This window comes from Salinicola corii (assembly GCF_008298015.1).
In the GTDB taxonomy this organism is placed as follows: domain Bacteria; phylum Pseudomonadota; class Gammaproteobacteria; order Pseudomonadales; family Halomonadaceae; genus Salinicola; species Salinicola corii.
On record NZ_VTPX01000012.1, the window covers coordinates 49,128 to 67,984 of the forward strand.

Here is an 18,857-nt window from a genome sequence, read left to right on the forward strand (position 1 = left end):
GCGGTGCTGGAGAGCAGTATCGCCCGTTCTGATTTCGAGACTGGTAATTAGAGCCAGGTGGAGAGGGTGATCGAGCCGAACTGATCGCCATTATCCTGAGACTCGAACTCGTGGGTGCGCCAGACGGAACTGTAGGTCAACTGCCAGCGATCCCAGGATACGGCGAGACCGAGCTGGGCATCGCCTACCCAGGGTCGCCGGTCAACGGAGTGGCTGTCCTCGAAGGTATTGCCGTCGAGCAGCATGTTGTAGGCCATGAGCCGACCTTCAACATTGGCGAACACGTACCAGTTGAAACCGCTGTCTTTTTCGAAAAAGATCCTGCTGCCTTGAGAAGGCGCCACGGCCGGTACGCCGAAGCTCTTGTCCAGCCCTTGTCCCAAACGCAACCCGAGACCGGTTGCGCCATAGGTATAGAGATTGCCGACGGCCAGACCGACCGACGGCCCATATTCGGCTTCCAGCCCCCCTAGTCGGCCCTGTTTCCACCAGGAGGTCTGGTAGGCAACGTTGACGAAGGGCTCGTTGTGCAACTGATTGTGCCAGCCCTCGGGTTTGTCGCTATCGATCAGATGGTGAAAGTTTTCCTGTACGGTATGACCGCCGGCGCCAGGACCGACAAGGCCGACATCGAAATAGAGGCCACTGGTGCGGCGCCACCCGGTCAGTTGCTTGTCATCGAACAGGGAGAGTCCAGCGTAGAGAACGCCAGCGTAGGGACGATCGTCCTCGATCAAGCGCCTCTCGTCGATGTCTTCCGGCGTGTAGATCTGTTGCCCGAAGCGGTAGGAGGCTCCATCCAGTGAGGCGGCGCTCCAGCCCGGAATCAGGTCGGCGAGATCGCGGGTCCAGTGATCCTGGTCAGGCTTGAAAGACCAGTCGGCTTCGATGCCGTTGGTGTAATGACCGTCATCACCGCTGGCGAAGAGATCGTTTTCCGACTTCAGCGTCAGGATGCCGTCCGCCCAAGCGATACTCGAAATGGCTGTCAGAGCCATGGCCAGGCCGGTTCGCAACCAAATGTGTCCCTTCATGTGCCGCCTTATTCCCTTAAAACGAATTATTGGATCTGCGGGACATACAATAGCGTACGTAAAACGTCGAGAACATAAAAACTAGTCCCGCGCTAACAGAAAGCGGCGCCCTGGGGCGCCGCTGGCGTATCGTCTACCTGTCGTCGTGCAATCAGTAGGGGGCTACGCTGACGCTCGACCCGCTGGCGACCAGCTTGACGCGTTGGCCGACTTGCCAGTTGCGGTCCGCCTTCTGGACCACCACGACATTCTGCCCGCTGTCCTGGCGAATCTCCAACTCGTAGCCATCGACGCGGTCGGTCGCCTGCTGAATCTTGCTGCCGGCCACCGTACCGCCGATGGCGCCGGCTGCAGTTGCGAGGGTGCGTCCGGAGCCGCCACCGACCTGATTGCCCAGCAAACCGCCAATGACCGCACCGCCCAGGCTGCCCAGAATGCTCTCGCCATTGCCACCCTGAATTTGTACCGGTCGCACCGACTGGATGGTTCCGTAGCTTACGGACTGTGCCGTGCCCGCTTGATCTCCCCGATAGACGTCACCCGAGTAGGTCGAGGTATTGGTACATCCCGCCAGAGCCAGCAGGCTCATGATCAGTGCAGGGGCGATGAGTCGTTTCATGATTGATTCTCCTTAACATCCAGGTATGGCTTCGTGCCCAGTACATTAAAACAGTGTTCTAAAACTAGTCCAGTGCTAATGAATTCCGTCGGCACTGCACCCGACACGGATTGAGTGTAGGAGCCGCTGGCGATTCCCGCCTCATCAGTCCTGGCGATCCCGGTCGTCTTCAGAAAAGCTCAGGCTGCCGCTGTCGACGAGTGCCGCCAGCAAGCGGGCGCTATCGGGATGGGCTAGTGCACTGGCGTCTATACGGGAATTTGACGCCAGTGTCCGGGCCACTTCGAGAGGGCAGCGGATGGCATCTCCGTCGACGAACAGCGTGGCGTTGGCATCATCCATGCGGTGCCACGCGAAACGTGAGCCAAGGCTGCGCGTCAGTTCGCTGCCGCTCTCGAGCGAGGCGCGCAGTGCCTCCGGTGCGGTGGGTGAATCCGGCGGGGCCAACTGGTCCAGATATTTTGGCTGCGTCATGGCACGCCCGAACCATTGCGCCATCTGATCAGGTCGATCGATGACGTCCAGCAGCAGCCTGCGCACGCGGGCCACGGCCTGCTCGTCCAGCTCGCCAGGGGCGAACGGGGGTTGCAGGTCGGGATCGGCGTAGCGCTGGCTGTCGCCGAGCTGTTCACCGATATAGTCGGCGAAGGAGGTGACGATCTCGTCGGCGGAAGGGGCCCGGAAACCGATCGAGTAGGTCAGGCAATCCTCGGCTTCGCTGACACCGTGATGCGCGACGCCCGGCGGGAGGTAGAGCATGTCGCCCGGCTCGAGCACCCACTCCTGATCGGCCTGCACGGTGAAGTCTCCGAGGATGCGCAGGTCGATCCCTGGGATCAAGCGGGCACTCGCGCCGGGGCTGCCGCCCAGCTGCCAGCGCCGGCGTCCGCTGGCCTGGAGTAGAAAGACGTCGTACTGGTCGACGTGCGCGCCCACGCTGCCGCCAGGCGGCGCGTAGCTGACCATGATGTCATCGAGCCGCCAACTGGGCAGAAAATCGAAGGACTCTAGCAGCTCGGCGACCTCTGGCACATAGTGGTCCACCGCCTGCACCAGCAGCGACCAGCCGCTGGCGGGCAGGCGAGCGAAGGTGTTCTCGTCGAACGGTCCGTGGCTGACCTGCCATGCCTTGTCTGGTCCCTGCTCCTCCACCAGCCTGGCCTCGACTCCCTCTTCACAGGCGAGACCCGCCAGATCGTCCGGCTCCAGGGGCGAGACGAAGTCGGGAAACGCACCGCGTATCAGCAGCGGCGATTTCTGCCAGTGCTGGCTGAGAAACTGGGCGGAGGTGAGACCGCCCAGCAGCGTGCGTGGCTTGTTGGCTGACGTCATGTCGATCTCCTGGACGAAAACGTATATAGCGCGCTCAGAGCGACTTGGCCTGATCGATGGCATTACCGATGTAAGTTGCCGGGGACAGGGCCTTGAGCTCGGTCTTCACTTCGTCCGGCAGCGCCAGCGTATCGATGAAGGTGGCAAGGCCTGCCTGATCGATGCGCTTGCCGCGAGTCAGTTCCTTGAGTTTCTCGTAGGGCTTCTCGATCCCGTAACGGCGCATGACGGTCTGGATCGGCTCGGCCAACACCTCCCAGCTTTGATCGAGATCGTCGTCGAGACGCTGTGGGTTGGCTTCCAGCTTGCCGATACCCTTGAGCGCCGCTTCGTACGCGATCAGGCCGTAGGCCATGCCGACGCCGAGGTTGCGCAGCACGGTAGAGTCGGTCAGGTCGCGCTGCCAGCGGGAGACGGGCAGTTTGCGCGCCAGATGATCGAGCAACGCGTTGGCCAGCCCGAGATTGCCTTCGGAGTTCTCGAAGTCGATCGGGTTGACCTTGTGCGGCATGGTGGAAGAGCCGATCTCGCCTGCGACGGTTCGCTGCTTGAAGTAGCCGAGAGAGATGTAACCCCACACATCGCGATCGAAATCGATCAGGATGGTGTTGAAGCGGCTGATGGCATCGAACAGCTCGGCGACGTAGTCATGCGGTTCGATCTGGGTGGTGTATGGATTGAAGGCGAGTCCGAGGGACTCGACGAAGGCTCGGGCGTTCTCGGCCCAATCCACTTCCGGATACGTTGCCAAGTGTGCATTGTAGTTGCCGACGGCACCGTTGATCTTGCCCAGCAGCTCGACGGACGCTATCTGCTTGAGCTGGCGCCTCAGGCGATAGGCTACGTTGGCCATCTCCTTGCCCAGTGTGGTAGGGCTGGCGGTCTGGCCGTGAGTCCGTGACAGCATCGGCTGTTCGGCATGCTCGTGGGCCAGCCGGGCGATCGCATCGTGGACCGCCTGCATCGTCGGCACCAGGGCATCGAGGCCGTCACGCAGCATCAACGCGTAGGAAAGATTATTGATGTCCTCGCTGGTGCAGGCAAAGTGCACGAACTCCGTGATCGCGTGGAGCTCCGGTTGATCGGCGATGGCCTCCTTGATGAAATACTCGACCGCTTTCACGTCGTGGTTGGTGGTGCGCTCGATGATCTTGATGCGCTCGGCATCGGTCACCGAAAACTTCTTCACCAGCTTGTCCAGAAAGACCTGCGCTTCGGCGGAGAGCGGCGGCACTTCGACGATGCCGGGATGGGCCGCCAGGCGTTCCAACCAGCGCACCTCGACGGTAACGCGCGCCCGGATCAGACCGAACTCGCTAAAATGTTCGCGCAGTGGGGCGGCCTTGGCTGCGTAGCGGCCGTCGACAGGTGAAAGGGCGGTCAGTGCGGAAAGTTCAATCATCGTGGGTTCCCGAGACATCGCGCGAGCAAGCAACTCGCGATTAAGAGATTCGTGTGGTTCAATTCGTGGACTCGACGTCAGTGGGCGTCGAGTTCGCGCAGCGTGCGCTTGATGGCGCCACGCTGGAAGATCAGGCGCCAGCGGCGCCCCCCTTGCTGGTGCCAGAGCAGCGCGAAGCGAACGCCGGCGAGCAGGGTCGTGCGTATGCGTTCCGGCATCATTCGACTCTGCAGCAAACTGGGCTCTCCTTGCACCACGATCCGGTAACGAAAGGTGGAGAGTGTTTCCTGATAAAGCTCTCCTAGGCTGGCGATGACGTTTTCGTGAGTCTCGCCGAAATGCTCGGCCTGCCCTTGAACGCGACCGAGGCGCTGGCCGAGCGTGCTCATCATGGCATCGTCGTCGCGCAACTTCTGCATCAGCAGGACCATCGAAAACCCGTAACGCATGACCGCCGGCTGGGCCTGCTGTCGGGACATCACCGCCAGCAGCGTGTCGATGCCCAGGCGCAGGTTGTTGTGATGGCCACCGTAGATCGACTCGAAGCTTGCCGGATCGGTATCCAGCGTGGCGCGAACGAGCGTGTTCCAGGCTCGCTCGTCGCACTGCCCGGTCCGTGCCAGTTGGTCGACGACGGTGGCAGCCTGGAACACGCCGGCCAGCGCCAGGGCCTGACGGCCGTTGCTGTCTAGCGGTGCCGATTGAATGGGAGTCGGATTCATGCCGAGCGCTGGCTCCCTGTCATGGCGGAGGAGTTGCCGGTGAGTTCTGCAACGGCCGCGTCGTCGATGGTCTCGGTGGCGCGAATGACTGCGCCGCCCAAGCAGACTTCACCATCGTAGAGCACCAGCGACTGGCCCGGGGTGACGGCCCGCTGAGGTTCATCGAACCGAACCTCGAGTGCGCCATCGGCCAGCAACGTCACTTCGCAAGGAACGTCGCGCTGGCGATAACGGGTCTTGGCACTCAGGCGTGATGTCTCCGGGGGCGTTCCCGCGACCCAGGCTGCCGGCTCGCAGTAGACGATATCGCTGTAGAGCAAGGGGTGTTCGCCCTGAGCGACGATGAGAACGTTGCGCTCGAGATCCTTGGCGGCGACGAACCACGGATCCTCGCTGTGGTTCCTGAGCCCGCCGATGCCCAGGCCGCGCCGTTGGCCCAGGGTGTAGTACATCAGGCCCGTATGCTCGCCGATCACGTCGCCTTCGGGCGTTTCGATCCGCCCGGGCTGTGCGGGGAGGTACTGCTTGAGAAAGTCACTGAACCGGCGCTCGCCGATGAAACAGATCCCGGTGGAGTCCTTTTTGCTCGCCGTCGCCAGACCGTGACGCTCCGCCAAGGCCCGGACCTGCGGTTTCTCCAGCTCTCCGACGGGAAACAGTGTCCTTTCGATGGCGGCGCCGGGAACTGCATGCAGGAAATAGCTCTGATCCTTGTTGCCGTCCAGCCCCTTGAGCAATTGGGCTCGACCGTTCCCGTCGATTCCTCTTCTCACGTAGTGGCCGGTTGCGATCAGATTGGCGCCGAGCATCTCGGCGTAGTCGAGAAAGACTTTGAACTTGATCTCGCGGTTGCACAGGATATCCGGGTTGGGCGTGCGACCGGCCTGATACTCGGCGAGAAAGTGCTCGAAGACGTTGTCCCAATACTCGGCGGCGAAGTTGGCCGTGTGTAGTGTGATCCCGAGGGTCTTGCTGACCGCCTCGGCATCTGCCAGGTCCGCCATGGCCGTGCAGTATTCGGTGCCGTCGTCCTCGTCCCAGTTCTTCATGAACAGGCCCTCGACGTGGTATCCCTGCTCGAGCAGCAGCAGGGCGGTCACGGAAGAGTCGACGCCGCCCGACATGCCGACGATGACTTTCTGGGGGCCTTCGCTGAATGCGTGCGCGGTATCGCTGGTTGCGCTGGCTGTGGTCATGGCGATTTCCGGGGCAGGTGGGAGTGGGCAGTGAGACCCGACTCGCCAGTTGCGATGCCTGACGAGCTTGCAGGATCCGAGTCATTGGCCCGACTCGAATGAGCGGCCCGCGATTATAGCTGAAAACGGGGGATCGCATCGAGCCCATACGCAATTTCCCGGGGGCGGAGGTGCCGCGACACGGTGGCTGCAGATCCGCTTCCCGGTCAGCGCTCGCGAATGACATCAAGCGGATAGCGTCGGCCGTCGCGTGCGTCGCGCAGCCGCTGCATCACGACCGGGCTACGCAGCTGGTGGCTACGGTCGAGATCGTCGATTTCGTCGAAGGTGAGCCAGTGGGCGCCGATGATACCCTTGTCCAGCGCATTGCCCAGATGTGCCAACGGCAGGCTGAGAAACGCATGGCTGTGGAATATAAGGCCGTCCGAAGCCTGGTGAACGTAGAGGCCCAGATAGTCGGTAATGGCCACCTGCCAGGCCGACTCTTCACGAACCTCCCGCTCGGCGGCGGCAATCAGGCGCTCACCCCGCTCCAGATGGCCCGCGGGTTGATTGAACAGACTGAATGGGCCGCCGCGGTCCTCTTCCACCATCAGGTAACGACCTGCTCGTTCCACCACCACCGCAACGGTCACGCGAGGCGTCCAACGGTTCATGTCATCATTCTCCCGACTCGATGCTCTGCCCTCGGCACCCGGCCGCGGGACCCCAGCCGATCATACCCGGTCTACGCCAATTCGAAAGTCCGCTATCGGAAACGCCATTCCGGGTGCTTGAAGATTGGAAGACGACTCAGCGCTTGCGGGAGGGTGTCGAGCGCCGGTTGTCATTGCGCTCAGGAAGACGCCTGGGGACGTTCATCGTTTCGCTGCGCCAGTGGCCCGAGGGTAGGCCGTCGAGCCGCCACGGTCCGATCCCGACACGAATCAAGCGTAGGGTCGGATGGCCCACGTGTGCTGTCATTCTGCGTACCTGGCGGTTGCGACCTTCGCGTAGTTCGATCTCCAGCCAGGTCGTCGGTACCGATGATCGATAGCGTACGGGTGGGTCGCGGGGTGGAGGTTCCGGCTGTGCGAGCCTTCTAATCTTGACCGGTCGAGTCGGCCCGTCCTTCAACGTAACACCCTCGCGAAGCGCCTTGAACGCATTCTGATCCGGCTCGCCCTCTACCTGGACCCAGTACTGCTTGGGTAGCTTGTGACGGGGATCGCTGATGCGATGGATCAGGGCGCCGTCATCGGTCAGCAGCAGCAGGCCCTCCGAGTCGTAATCGAGACGACCGGCAGGGTAGACTCTGGCCACGTCGAGATAATCGGCCAGCGTGCGCCGTCCATGAACATCGGTGAATTGGCAGAGAACGTTGTAGGGCTTGTGCAGCAGATAGATTCGGCTCATATCGGGTCTTCTGCGGTCGCCGTGGGCAGCTCCAGGTGCGCTGCTCGAGCGTCCCGCCATGGCAGATGTCGCTGATCGAGACTATTTTCAGGGAAGGCTTGCATACGGGCTCCATCGGCCGCATCTTCAAGGAACTTCGGGTCTTCAACGGTATCCAATACCTTACCGAGTCCCGGCTTGACGTATCCGAGCCGATGCATCCAGGGATTCATCCTTACTATGTCAGAAATCTTGAATAGCGTGTCGCCTGGCCTCGCCGGGGAGCCGGCCCGCACGGGTATGGCGCGTCCACCCGACCCTGAACGCGAAGAGCAGGGCGATGTTGCCGAACAGGTGTCGGATCCGCAACTGGCGCCGCCGCCCATGTACAAGGTCGTGCTTTACAACGACGACTACACGCCGATGGAGTTCGTCGTCGAGGTGCTGCAACGGTTCTTCGCCATGGATAGCGAGAAGGCGGTCCAGATCATGCTGGCCGTTCACACCCAAGGGAAAGCGACCTGCGGCATCTTCACCCGTGACGTAGCGGAAACCAAGTGTCACCTCGTCAACGAGTATGCGAAAGAGTGTGAGCATCCTCTCATGTGTGACGTGGATGCCGCAGAATAGATGGCGGACACACATCGTCAACGCTTTTGTCTTCGAAGACTTGCGAAACCGCTGTTTGTGCCCGATTGTGAAAGTGCCGACCGATGCCCTCAGTGGCTAAAAGGGGACTGCCATGTTGAGTAAAGAACTTGAACTCACCCTGAACACGGCTTTCACCGTGGCGCGCTCCAAGCGACACGAGTTTATGACCGTGGAGCACTTGCTGCTGGCACTTCTCGACAATGCCTCGGCAGCCGATGTGCTCAACGCCTGCGGCGCGAATCTGGAAAAGCTGCGTGCCGACCTGCAGGACTTCATCAATTCCACGACACCGCTGATTCCCGAAGATCAGGAAGACCGTGAGACCCAGCCTACTTTGGGCTTTCAGCGTGTCCTTCAGCGCGCCGTCTTCCATGTCCAATCCTCCGGCAAGAGCGAGGTGACCGGCGCCAACGTGCTGGTCGCGATCTTCTCGGAGCAGGAGAGTCAGGCGGTATACTTCCTCAAGCAGCAGAGCGTCGCGAGGGTGGACGCGGTCAACTATATCGCCCACGGCATCTCCAAGGTCGCCGGGCACGGCCAGGCGCAGCAGCCGTCCCAGGAGTCCGAGGATGGCGAGGAGGCGACGACCGAAGGTGGTCAGAGCCCGCTGAACAGCTATGCCACCAATCTCAACGATCAAGCGCGATTGGGCAAGATCGATCCGCTGATCGGTCGCGATCACGAGCTCGAGCGCGTGGTGCAGATTCTGGCGCGGCGACGCAAGAACAATCCGCTACTGGTCGGTGAAGCGGGCGTTGGCAAGACCGCCATCGCCGAAGGGCTGGCCAAGCGCATCGTCGAGGAAGATGTACCCGACGTCATCGCGGATGCGGTCGTCTATTCTCTCGACATGGGCGCATTGCTGGCCGGCACCAAATATCGCGGCGATTTTGAGAAGCGCCTCAAGGGGCTGCTGGCCGAGCTGCGCAAGCAGGACAACTCGATCCTGTTCATCGACGAGATTCACACGGTGATCGGAGCCGGTGCCGCATCCGGTGGCGTGATGGATGCCTCGAATTTGCTCAAGCCGCTGCTTTCTTCTGGCGAACTGCGCTGCATCGGTTCGACGACGTTCCAGGAGTTCCGCGGCATCTTCGAGAAGGATAGGGCGCTGGCGCGTCGTTTCCAGAAGGTCGATGTGCCGGAGCCGACCGTCGAGGACACCATCCGCATCCTCAAGGGGTTGCGCGGGCGCTTCGAAGAGCATCATCAACTGAAGTACACCGACGCGGCACTGGAGAGCGCCGCCCGGCTGGCGGACCGCTACATCAACGATCGCCATCTCCCGGACAAGGCGATCGACGTGATCGACGAAGCGGGGGCGCATCAGCGGCTGCTTCCGCCGGAAGCCCGCATTGCCACGATCGATGTCGATCAGGTCGAGGCCGTGGTGGCCTCCATTGCGCGAATCCCTCCGAAGAGCGTTTCCAGTTCGGACCGCAAGCTGCTCTCCAACCTGGAGCGCGATCTGAAGATGCTGGTGTTCGGTCAGGACGAGGCGATCACCAGTCTGTCGGCGGCGATCAAGCTGTCTCGTGCCGGACTCAAGTCGCCGGACAAGCCAGTGGGTAGCTTCCTGTTTGCCGGCCCGACCGGTGTCGGCAAGACCGAAGTCGCACGACAGTTGTCGCATCTGATGGGGATCGAGCTGGTGCGTTTCGACATGTCGGAGTACATGGAGCGTCACACGGTGTCGCGCCTCATCGGGGCGCCTCCGGGCTACGTCGGCTACGATCAGGGCGGCCTGCTGACCGAAGCGATCACCAAGCAGCCTCATTGCGTGTTGCTGCTCGATGAGATCGAGAAGGCGCATCCGGAAGTCTTCAATCTGCTGTTGCAGGTCATGGACCATGGCCGTTTGACCGACAACAACGGCCGTGAGGCGGATTTCCGGCATGTGATCGTGATCATGACGTCCAACGCCGGTGCCGAGCAGATCTCTCGTCGTTCGATCGGCTTCCAGACCCAGGATCACTCGACCGACGGCATGGAAGTGATTCGTCGGACCTTCACGCCGGAGTTCCGCAATCGTCTGGACGGGATCATCCAGTTCCATGGTCTCGAGCCAACTATCGTGCGCAACGTCGTCGACAAGTTCCTGGTCGAGTTGCAGGCTCAGCTAGACGAAAAGCGTGTACAACTCGATGTCGATGACGATGCTCGCGTCTGGCTGGCCGAGAAGGGATACGATCCGGAGATGGGGGCTCGTCCGATGGCCCGAGTCATTCAGGAAAAACTCAAGAAGCCGTTGGCCGAGATGATCCTGTTCGGCGACCTGGCCGAGAATGGCGGCATCGTGCACGTTCGAGTCGACAACGATGAGTTGCAGCTCGAGACCGAAGCCGAGATAGCCTGAATCGGTCGCGGCAAGACGACAACGCCTCGCCATGGCAACATGGCGAGGCGTTTTTGGATTCGTATCATCTCTCTGGTTGCCCGCCTGACGGAGATGGAGTGTCAGGCACTGTTAGTAAGGGCGGGAGGCCGTTCGGACAGGGCGGAGCCGAGATAGGCTCGCGAGTTAGCGAGAGCGGTAGACGATACGCCCTTTGGAAAGGTCGTAGGGGGTCAACTCAACCTTGACCTTGTCGCCGGTCAGGATACGGATGTAGTTCTTGCGCATTTTGCCGGAGATGTGGGCGGTCACGACGTGACCGTTCTCCAGTTCGACGCGGAACATGGTGTTGGGAAGCGTGTCGACCACCACGCCTTCCATTTCGATATGATCTTCTCGTGCCATATAGGCGATCCCTCTTGAACGTGTTGAGAACGGGGCTTGGTGTGAGGGCCTGACACGGCGCCTCGCGGTTGGCGATCGACGTGGAATACCGCGAAAGGCACGGGTGCCGTTCACGTCATCATCGAGCCAGCCCGCCCTTGGGCCTCTGAAGTGCGCGATATTATGGGCTATCTCGCCAGGGAAGGCAAAAATCCGCTGCAAATCGAATGGGCCCCGGCCTCTGGCCGGCCAGTTAACGCCCGAGCCTTGGTGAGCGGATCCAGCACCACCGAATACTCCAGGCACCCACCGCATGGCCGCGTGAGTGCCGTGAATTCACGGTCCCGGCGCGATACGTCTGCGTGTCGCCATCACAGCGCCTTGGCGGGGACCATGCGTTGCCAGCGCCCCCCGTTGAGGTACTCCAGCGGTTGATAGTCCTGCTTGTACTGCATCTTCTGGCAGGCGCGTATCCAGTAGCCGAGATAGAGATGGGGTAGTCGGCGTTCACGCGCCAGCTCGATCTGGCTGAGTATGGCGAAGCTGCCGAGCGAGCGTCGTTCGAAGATCGGGTCGGGATCGAAAAACGTATAGATCGCGGAGAGCCCGTGGCCCAGGCAGTCGGTAGCGGCCACCGCCATCAGATGGTCGCCCAGCCGAAACTCCAGCAAATTGGCAAAGGGGTGTGCCTGGGTCAGGAACATCCGATACTGCTCGCGGCTCGGGGGAAACATGTCGCCATCCGCGTGTCGGGCGCGAATGTAGCGGGCGTACAGCGAATAGTGCTGCTCGTCGAATGCCGTCGGTCGCAGCTGCGTGGTTATATCCCGATTTCGATTGATCAGTTTGCGCTGGGTCCGGCTGGGCGCGAAGTCCTCGACCGGAATTCTGACGGAGGTGCAAGCACTACAAGCCTCGCAGTGGGGACGATAGAGATTGCTGCCACTACGTCGGAAGCCCAGCAGGGTGAGGGCGTCATAGACTTCGGGCGCCACGGTTTCCTCGGGATCGAGAAACAGCGTCGTCGCCTCCCTTCCCTTCAGATAACTACAGGGGTGGGGCACCGTCAGGAAGAAACGAAGATCGCGTGCCTGACGCTGCGGGTTGTTCGCATTGTCGCTGCTCACGGTGGCTCCGTTGGCCATAGGTCGGCCGGGTTGGGTGCATGGACATTTTGTTCAAGATAGCCGATGAAGCGGTGTCGGGCGATGTCTCTGGCACCCATGCTGGCCAGGTGAGGCGTGTGCATCTGGCAGTCGATCAAGGTGAAATCGTGATGCTGGAGTCGCCGTGCCAGCTGCACCAAGGCGACTTTCGAGGCGTCGGGAACGCGGCTGAACATCGACTCCCCGAAAAAGACGCGGCCGATCGACAGGCCGTAGAGGCCGCCTACCAGTGTTTCCGCTTGCCAGACCTCGACGCTGTGTGCGTATCCCATGTGGTGGAGATCGAGGTAGGTCTGCCGCATGGCGTCGTCGATCCAGGTCCCTTCCGCATCCGCGCGAGTCTCGGCGCAGGTGGTGATGACACGTTCGAAAGCATGATCGAACGTTACCGCGAAGCCACCATTGCGAAGCCGCTTGGCCAGACTTCTGCGGATACGTATCTCTTCGGGGAAGAGCACCATGCGTGGATCGGGAGACCACCAGAGAATCGGTTGACCCTCTGAATACCACGGGAAGATGCCTTGGCGGTAAGCGCTCAGCAGCCACTCCGGTGTCAGTCCGCCCCCCGCGGCCAGCAGACCGTCCGGTTCATCCAGCGCTTGGGAAACCGGTGGAAAGGCGACGAGGTGAGGAGGTAGCCAGGGCAGCATGCAGGGACCTGATGGGAGAGCGGTCCACAGCATATCAAACACCGAAGCGATGATTCTTGGTATGTCTTTGCCGAAAGTGGCATCAAGAATTTCCCGACTTGCGCCGATAGATTCCCGACTCCTCAAATTGCGGAAAGCATCATGGCAGCACTCCGACAGCGTCTTCGTCATGCCAGTATCGGCACCAAATTGGCCATCATCGTCGCCTTATTGCAGGTTGCCGTGCTCATGGGGATGGCTTTCGCCATGGCCCAGGCAAGCACATCGCAACTGCGCGAGGCCACGACCCACGAGTTGAAAACCCAGCAGGACTCGGTTTCCGCCATGCTGTCACTGTTCGATTACAGCCTCCAGCAACAGGCGGATCGGTTCCTGAATATCTTCTCGGACCAGTATTCGGGGCGGTTCGCGCTGAGCACGGGCCAGCGTGTCGAGGTCTCCGGGCGCCAGACGCCGACGCTCAGGGATGGGCTCGAGGTGCTCAACGACAACACGTGGAAACTCGATCGCTTTAGCGAGCAGACCGGTACGCCAGCGACGATCTTCGCGCGCGACGGCGACGATTTCGTGCGCATCGCTACCTCTCTCAAGGACGAGAACGGCAAGAGGGCAATGGGAACGTTGCTCAACCGGGAATCCAAGAGTTACGCCAAGCTGATGGCAAACCAGCCCTATATCGGACTCGCCAAGCTCTTCGGCACGTCCTACATCACCAAATATCAACCCATACAGGACGGCGACGGCAAGGTGGTCGGCGCGCTGTTCGTGGGTGTCGATATCAGCGCCGAGATGGCCCAGGTCCAGAACCGCATCCGGGAGATGGGGATCGGCAACGCCGGTTACACAATGTTGATTTCGGCCGCCGGTGATCACAAGGGCGAGGTCATCGCGGGAGGCCCTTTCGAAGGACAGAACCTGTTGCACTTTGAAGCCGCCGACGCCTTCGTGCCGCTGTTCGATCAGGCATCCGGCGAAATCAACTATATCGCCGGCGATGGCGACGAGCGGTTGGTGCTGTACGCCCGCTACCCCGAATGGCAATGGATCATCGCCGGATCGGTGTCGGTCGACGAGATCGAAGCCGGCGTCGTCGCCGCGCGCGATCGTTTCTTGCTGATCGCCATGCTGCTGGCGGCGGTGTTGAGCCTGACGCTCTACTGGATCGCGAAGTGGTTGGTGACGAAATCGATGAGTCGTGCCGTCGGCCTGGCTCAGGCGCTGGCGGAAGGGGATCTGTCGCAGCGAATCGAGACGCGTCGACGCGACGAGATCGGCCAACTGGTCGGAGCCATGAACGGCATCGGCGATGGCCTAGAGCGCATCGTGGGGCAGGTGCGTCACGCGGTCGTGGAGACCGAGAGCCATACGCAAGAATTAGCCTCGGGCAATGCCGAACTCTCCTCGCGTACCGAGTCCCAGGCGGCGAGCCTCGAGCAGACCGCTGCCAGCACCGAAGAAATCAATGCGACCGTGCGCCAGAACACACAGCGAGCGCAGGAGAGCGACGAGCAGACCCGGCGAACCGTGCTGGCCGCAGGGGAAGCCCTGGGCACGGTCGAAGCCACGTCGGAAGCCATGCAGCGCATCGTCGGGATGGCAAAGCAGATCTCCGAGGTGGTCGGCGTGATCGATGGCATCGCCTTTCAGACCAACCTGCTCGCGCTGAATGCGTCCGTCGAGGCCGCCAGGGCTGGCGAGCATGGCAGGGGCTTCGCCGTGGTCGCGCAGGAGGTGCGTGGTCTGGCGGAGCGCTGTTCGACCTCGGCGCAGGAGATCAAGGTGCTGATCGGGCACACCGTCGACGAGGTCGACAACGGTAATCTCCGTGCCGCGGAGGCGGGACAGCGGGTTTCGGAGATCGTGTCGCAGGTCGAGAGAATCAGCACGCTGATCTCCGAGATTCGTCTGGCGTCCGAAGAGCAGTCCCACGGTATCGAGCAGATCAATGTGGCCATTTCGCAGATCGACGAGACCACGCAGAGCAATGCGGCGCTGGTTCGTCAATCCAGCGCCTTGACTCAGCAGTTGAACGGGCAGAGCCGGCGGCTGGCGGAGACCGTCTCGGTGTTCCGGCTGCGTGACGGCTCGGCATTCGAGCGGCAGGAACCGGCTCTCTCTTCCCCTGCGGCCAGTCTGACGCGATACGCGCCGTCCGAGGAGCCGTTGCCGGCTTGACCCGGCGCCGCTGAATTGGTCGACGTCGTACGCAATCCGCGCCCCCTGTGATGTCGGCGCGGGCCCCGGTATGATGGCGGGTTGAAAGCACCGGGCCCGCCATGGGTTCGGTCATTGATCGCCAATGCCGCGAGCGGAATGGAATACCGCCAGCGGCGTGGCAGTTGATTGCGCTACGCCACGCCAGACCGGGCGCGAGGGGGTTGATCATTTGAGTGCCAAGAGTTCGGCTAAGAAGAGCCGTCGTTCGTCAACGCAAGCGCACGCCAGGGAACAGGCGCGCCACGTGATCATGCGCCTGCAGGGTGTGACTCGCGAGGGCGCCGTTATCCTGCTGCTCGCCATCTGCGTATTTCTCCTGCTGGCTCTGTTCAGCTATACACCGACGGATCCTGGGTGGTCGCACAGTGGGCCGGACCAGTCGGTCTCGAACTGGATGGGGAAGATCGGGGCCTGGCTGTCCGATGTGCTCTATTCGCTGTTCGGTGCCAGCGCACTCTGGTGGCCTGGCATGTTCGGGCTGGGCGCCTGGCGACTGATGCGTCAGACCCAGGTCCAGATAGCCTGGGATCCGATGGCGCTGGCCGTCCACACCGGCGGGCTACTGCTGCTGCTGTTGAGCACGACCACGCTGGGCGACCTCCACTTCTACAGTGCCGCCAGCGATCTTCCCAATCAGGCGGGGGGCATTCTCGGTCGTGGCATTGCCAATTCACTGACCTCCCTGGTGGGAGTGCGGGGTACCACGCTGATCGCCATTGCGGCATTCATGTCGGGGTTCACGCTGTTCACCGGCATGTCATGGTTGACGGTGATGGACGAACTCGGCAGTTCGTTGAATCGGCTGTTTCACTGGATGAAGTCGCGCGCGAGCGAGCGCCGCGAGGCTCGGGAGAGCCGGCGACTCGACAAGGACGCGGCCGAGCCGATGAGCCGTGTTCGCCCTGACCATCGGACCGATACGGCCGTGGCGGATGAGGAGGGGACGCCTGCCAAGACCTCCTGGTGGGCCAAATGGTTGCCATGGCACAGGGCGCCCGATCTGGAACGGTGGGATGACGACGAGTTGGAGCGTTCGTATCAGTCGCGCCAGGAACCTGCTTGGGAAAATACCGTCGGCGCTACCGAGGGATCGGAGCGTCGAGACACCTCGATGTGGCGCCATGATGGCCGGACCGATATTCCTTGGGACGTTCCGGCGCGAACACCCTCCGCCAAGCGTCCTGAGGCATCCTACACCGCTCGTCAGCAGCGCGATGAATCTCGCGAACCGACGCTGGGGCGTCTGCCAGGAACCGACCCCGATGCGTCACCGCGGGCGACAACGCGTGGAGAACCGAGCCGGCCGTCGTCTTCTGACCCGGTGATGCCTGGTCGGATATCCGCAACCGACGAACCGGCGATCATGCCCGCGACATCGTCGGCAGTGACGACCGCAGCGTCGCAAGCCGACTCGGAGGCCGAGTCGGCAGCCCGGCCGGAAAGGGCGCCTTTCCGCGCCGACGTCACACGTCGGCGAATACCCGACGCCTTCCAGGCATCGGCCGGAGACGTTTCGCCCTCGCCAACTGATGCTGCCGACACGGCAGCCCCGTCGAACGAGGCGACGCGTGGCGACGTCGATGGCCGTCGCCCCGAACCGCCGGTCAACGGCGTCTCGGCGCATGATGACGACGCGCCGGTCCAGCAATGGGGGATTCGCGCCGAGCGCAACGATCCGGTCCCGGATCGGGGCCAGACCGCGCCCCGGCCTGACGACGAACCCGATGCGCCGACCGAGGGCCTGCCCGCGAGCGAACCGGAAGGGCTGGAGCGTCGGCGTACCGGTGTCGACTGGAACGATATCGAGGCGGAGAGTGGCGATATTCCGGCAGACCCGGCGATATCGTCGCCGAACCGTGAGGCGCGACCCCACGAGTTGGCTTCGCGGCAGCGTCAGGAGCCGCGTTTCGAAATCGCCGACGACGATGACCAGGAAAACGTGGCCGGCGCGGTTTCGCCACAGCGCCACCAGCCGTCGGCCGCGCCTGCCGTTTCTCGCCCCGGTTCTGCCCCACCGACCTCCCCGACTGCGGTGCCGAGCGGTGAAGGCTCGCTGGCCACCGCGGATCAGGCCAGGGCGGCTGCCGAGGATCAACCGACGCTATGGACCGTCGAGCACCTGCAGAGCCAGCGCCCGGTGATGGACGATCTGCCGGAGCCGAGCGGTAATCTGCCGTCGATTCGCCTGACCACGCCCGCCGATCCCGAGCAGCCGAACTACTCGCCGGAGCAGTTGGAAGACATGGCCGAACTGCTCGAGATGCGGCTTCGCGAATATGGCGTCAAGGCGGAGGTGGTGGAGACCTGGCCGGGGCCGGTCATTACCCGTTTCGAAATCCGTCCGGCGGCTGGGGTGAAGGTTTCCAAGATCAGCAACCTGGCCAAGGATCTGGCGCGCTCGCTGATGGTCAAGAGTGTGCGTGTGGTCGAGATCATTCCCGGCAAGCCGACCGTCGGGATCGAGATCCCCAACCCGCATCGGGCGATGATTCGTATTCGCCAGGTGCTGGACTCGGACGTCTATCAGCAAGCCGAATCGCCGGTGACGCTGGCGCTCGGGCACGATATCGGCGGCAAGCCGGTGGTCGCCAACCTCAACAAGATGCCCCATCTGCTGGTTGCCGGCACCACCGGCTCCGGCAAGTCGGTGGGAATCAATACCATGCTGGTGTCGATGCTGCTCAAGGCGACCCCGGACGAGGTCCGAATGATCATGGTCGACCCCAAGATGCTGGAGCTTTCGGTCTACGATGGCATTCCGCATCTGTTGGCACCGGTCGTGACCGACATGAAGGAAGCGGCCAACGCATTGCGCTGGTGTGTCGCCGAGATGGAGCGACGCTACAAGCTCATGGCGGCGATGGGCGTGCGTAACATCGCCGGCTTCAACGCCAAGCTCGACGAAGCCGAGAGTCACGGCGCCCAGGTTCAGGACCCGTTATGGGAGCCGCAGCCGTGGGAGATGCACCAGCAGCCGCCGACGCTGGCGAAGCTGCCTTACATCGTCGTGGTGATCGACGAGTTCGCCGACATGTTCATGATCGTCGGCAAGAAGGTCGAGGAACTGATCGCGCGCCTGGCCCAGAAGGCGCGTGCGGCGGGCATTCACCTGATCCTGGCCACCCAGCGGCCGTCGGTCGACGTGGTGACCGGGCTGATCAAGGCCAACATCCCGACACGCATGGCGTTCCAGGTCTCGTCCAAGATCGACTCCCGTACCATTCTCGACCAGGGCGGCGCCGAGAACCTGCTGGGGCATGGCGACATGCTCTACCTGCCGGCCGGTGCCGGCATGCCGCAACGTGTCCATGGCGCCTTCGTCGATGACGACGAGGTTCACCGCATCGTCGAGGACTGGAAGCGCCGTGGCGAGCCCGAGTACATCGAGGAGATCCTCTCCGGCGGCGTTTCCGCCGATGCGCTGGCCGGACTCGAGGCCGAGGGGGGAGGCGATGGCGACGATGCCGAGCAGGATGCGCTCTACGACGAGGCGGTCCAGTTCGTCACCGAGAGTCGCCGGGCTTCGATTTCCGCCGTGCAGCGCCGTTTCAAGATTGGCTACAACCGGGCGGCTCGACTGGTCGAGGCGATGGAGCAGGCGGGCGTCGTCTCGTCCATGGGCAACAACGGGTCCCGGGAAGTGTTGGCGCCGCCGCCCGTCGGCCATTGATCGCGCCAGCGGCCGCGGGGAAGTAAACCCCGTGGCCGTTTCGCTGTCCTAGCATTCACCAGATTCATGATCGCCGGCCTCGGGTCGCCGATTCCCGATAAGGAA

15 protein-coding genes are annotated in these 18,857 nt (G+C 62.4%); 4 read left to right on the forward strand and 11 right to left on the reverse strand.

All coding sequences use genetic code 11. The features are described 5' to 3' along the window. Positions 1 to 47 precede the first annotated feature (47 nt). From F0A16_RS17565 to F0A16_RS17600, 8 genes are all read right to left on the reverse strand, one after another. Positions 48 to 1,034 carry a lipid A deacylase LpxR family protein gene (locus tag F0A16_RS17565; RefSeq protein WP_149436673.1) on the reverse strand — a complete coding sequence of 329 codons (987 nt, stop codon included), beginning with the start codon at positions 1,032 to 1,034 and terminating at the stop codon, positions 48 to 50. A gap of 151 nt (positions 1,035 to 1,185) precedes the next feature. Next, complete coding sequence (locus tag F0A16_RS17570) at positions 1,186 to 1,653, reverse strand: outer membrane lipoprotein (RefSeq protein WP_149436674.1); 468 nt, start codon at positions 1,651 to 1,653, stop codon at positions 1,186 to 1,188. A 144-nt stretch (positions 1,654 to 1,797) separates the two neighbouring features. Continuing rightward, on the reverse strand, positions 1,798 to 2,985 hold the full coding sequence (locus F0A16_RS17575) for a ribosomal protein uL16 3-hydroxylase (RefSeq protein WP_149436676.1): 1,188 nt from the start codon (positions 2,983 to 2,985) through the stop codon (positions 1,798 to 1,800). A gap of 34 nt (positions 2,986 to 3,019) precedes the next feature. Continuing rightward, entirely contained in the window at positions 3,020 to 4,384 is a 1,365-nt protein-coding gene (gene purB / locus F0A16_RS17580; protein WP_149436764.1) for an adenylosuccinate lyase, read from the reverse strand. A gap of 80 nt (positions 4,385 to 4,464) precedes the next feature. Further along, a complete protein-coding gene (gene hflD / locus F0A16_RS17585) occupies positions 4,465 to 5,109 on the reverse strand; it encodes a high frequency lysogenization protein HflD (protein ID WP_149436678.1) in 645 nt (214 codons plus the stop codon). Beyond that, positions 5,106 to 6,305, reverse strand: a complete 1,200-nt coding sequence (gene mnmA / locus F0A16_RS17590; RefSeq protein WP_149436680.1) for a tRNA 2-thiouridine(34) synthase MnmA — start codon at positions 6,303 to 6,305, stop codon at positions 5,106 to 5,108. The genes hflD and mnmA overlap by 4 nt, the downstream gene beginning before the upstream one ends. Positions 6,306 to 6,511: 206 nt before the next feature. Further along, positions 6,512 to 6,961 carry an NUDIX domain-containing protein gene (locus tag F0A16_RS17595; protein ID WP_149436682.1) on the reverse strand — a complete coding sequence of 150 codons (450 nt, stop codon included), beginning with the start codon at positions 6,959 to 6,961 and terminating at the stop codon, positions 6,512 to 6,514. A 136-nt stretch (positions 6,962 to 7,097) separates the two neighbouring features. Beyond that, positions 7,098 to 7,700: a pseudouridine synthase gene (locus F0A16_RS17600; RefSeq protein ID WP_149436684.1), complete on the reverse strand. Its 603-nt coding sequence runs from the start codon at positions 7,698 to 7,700 to the stop codon at positions 7,098 to 7,100. A 279-nt stretch (positions 7,701 to 7,979) separates the two neighbouring features. On the opposite strand from F0A16_RS17600, the gene clpS reads away from it, so the two are divergent. Together clpS and clpA are read left to right on the forward strand one after the other, a co-directional pair. After that, complete coding sequence (gene clpS / locus F0A16_RS17605; RefSeq protein ID WP_149436766.1) at positions 7,980 to 8,309, forward strand: ATP-dependent Clp protease adapter ClpS; 330 nt, start codon at positions 7,980 to 7,982, stop codon at positions 8,307 to 8,309. Between the two features lie 112 nt (positions 8,310 to 8,421). Continuing rightward, positions 8,422 to 10,686, forward strand: coding sequence for an ATP-dependent Clp protease ATP-binding subunit ClpA (clpA, locus tag F0A16_RS17610; protein ID WP_149436686.1), 2,265 nt, complete (start codon positions 8,422 to 8,424; stop codon positions 10,684 to 10,686). A 165-nt stretch (positions 10,687 to 10,851) separates the two neighbouring features. Here clpA and infA read toward each other — a convergent pair whose 3' ends face one another. The 3 genes from infA to aat all read right to left on the reverse strand — a co-directional run bounded on the left by infA (position 10,852) and on the right by aat (position 12,865). After that, on the reverse strand, positions 10,852 to 11,070 hold the full coding sequence (infA, locus tag F0A16_RS17615) for a translation initiation factor IF-1 (RefSeq protein WP_013332816.1): 219 nt from the start codon (positions 11,068 to 11,070) through the stop codon (positions 10,852 to 10,854). A gap of 350 nt (positions 11,071 to 11,420) precedes the next feature. Further along, positions 11,421 to 12,176: an arginyltransferase gene (locus tag F0A16_RS17620; RefSeq protein ID WP_239023876.1), complete on the reverse strand. Its 756-nt coding sequence runs from the start codon at positions 12,174 to 12,176 to the stop codon at positions 11,421 to 11,423. Next, positions 12,173 to 12,865 (reverse strand): leucyl/phenylalanyl-tRNA--protein transferase, encoded by a 693-nt coding sequence (gene aat / locus F0A16_RS17625; RefSeq protein WP_149436768.1) that lies wholly within the window; start codon positions 12,863 to 12,865, stop codon positions 12,173 to 12,175. Before aat ends, F0A16_RS17620 begins: the two co-directional genes overlap by 4 nt. Positions 12,866 to 13,006: 141 nt before the next feature. Here aat and F0A16_RS17630 point away from each other — a divergent pair, with 141 nt between their 5' ends. Both F0A16_RS17630 and F0A16_RS17635 read left to right on the forward strand, forming a co-directional pair. Beyond that, on the forward strand, positions 13,007 to 15,040 hold the full coding sequence (locus tag F0A16_RS17630; protein ID WP_149436690.1) for a methyl-accepting chemotaxis protein: 2,034 nt from the start codon (positions 13,007 to 13,009) through the stop codon (positions 15,038 to 15,040). Positions 15,041 to 15,251: 211 nt separating this feature from the next. Continuing rightward, on the forward strand, positions 15,252 to 18,752 hold the full coding sequence (locus F0A16_RS17635; RefSeq protein WP_239023877.1) for a DNA translocase FtsK: 3,501 nt from the start codon (positions 15,252 to 15,254) through the stop codon (positions 18,750 to 18,752). The last annotated feature ends 105 nt before the right edge of the window (positions 18,753 to 18,857 follow it).

Excerpts from the sequence above, each read along its gene's own strand:
- F0A16_RS17565 (WP_149436673.1), bottom strand. The coding sequence starts at position 1,034 with ATGAAGGGACACATTTGGTTGCGAACCGGCCTGGCCATGGCTCTGACA.
- F0A16_RS17570 (WP_149436674.1), bottom strand. The coding sequence starts at position 1,653 with ATGAAACGACTCATCGCCCCTGCACTGATCATGAGCCTGCTGGCTCTG.
- F0A16_RS17575 (WP_149436676.1), bottom strand. The coding sequence starts at position 2,985 with ATGACGTCAGCCAACAAGCCACGCACGCTGCTGGGCGGTCTCACCTCC.
- hflD (WP_149436678.1), bottom strand. The coding sequence starts at position 5,109 with ATGAATCCGACTCCCATTCAATCGGCACCGCTAGACAGCAACGGCCGT.
- mnmA (WP_149436680.1), bottom strand. The coding sequence starts at position 6,305 with ATGACCACAGCCAGCGCAACCAGCGATACCGCGCACGCATTCAGCGAA.
- F0A16_RS17595 (WP_149436682.1), bottom strand. The coding sequence starts at position 6,961 with ATGAACCGTTGGACGCCTCGCGTGACCGTTGCGGTGGTGGTGGAACGA.
- F0A16_RS17600 (WP_149436684.1), bottom strand. The coding sequence starts at position 7,700 with ATGAGCCGAATCTATCTGCTGCACAAGCCCTACAACGTTCTCTGCCAA.
- clpS (WP_149436766.1), top strand. The coding sequence starts at position 7,980 with ATGGCGCGTCCACCCGACCCTGAACGCGAAGAGCAGGGCGATGTTGCC.
- clpA (WP_149436686.1), top strand. The coding sequence starts at position 8,422 with ATGTTGAGTAAAGAACTTGAACTCACCCTGAACACGGCTTTCACCGTG.
- infA (WP_013332816.1), bottom strand. The coding sequence starts at position 11,070 with ATGGCACGAGAAGATCATATCGAAATGGAAGGCGTGGTGGTCGACACG.
- aat (WP_149436768.1), bottom strand. The coding sequence starts at position 12,865 with ATGCTGCCCTGGCTACCTCCTCACCTCGTCGCCTTTCCACCGGTTTCC.
- F0A16_RS17630 (WP_149436690.1), top strand. The coding sequence starts at position 13,007 with ATGGCAGCACTCCGACAGCGTCTTCGTCATGCCAGTATCGGCACCAAA.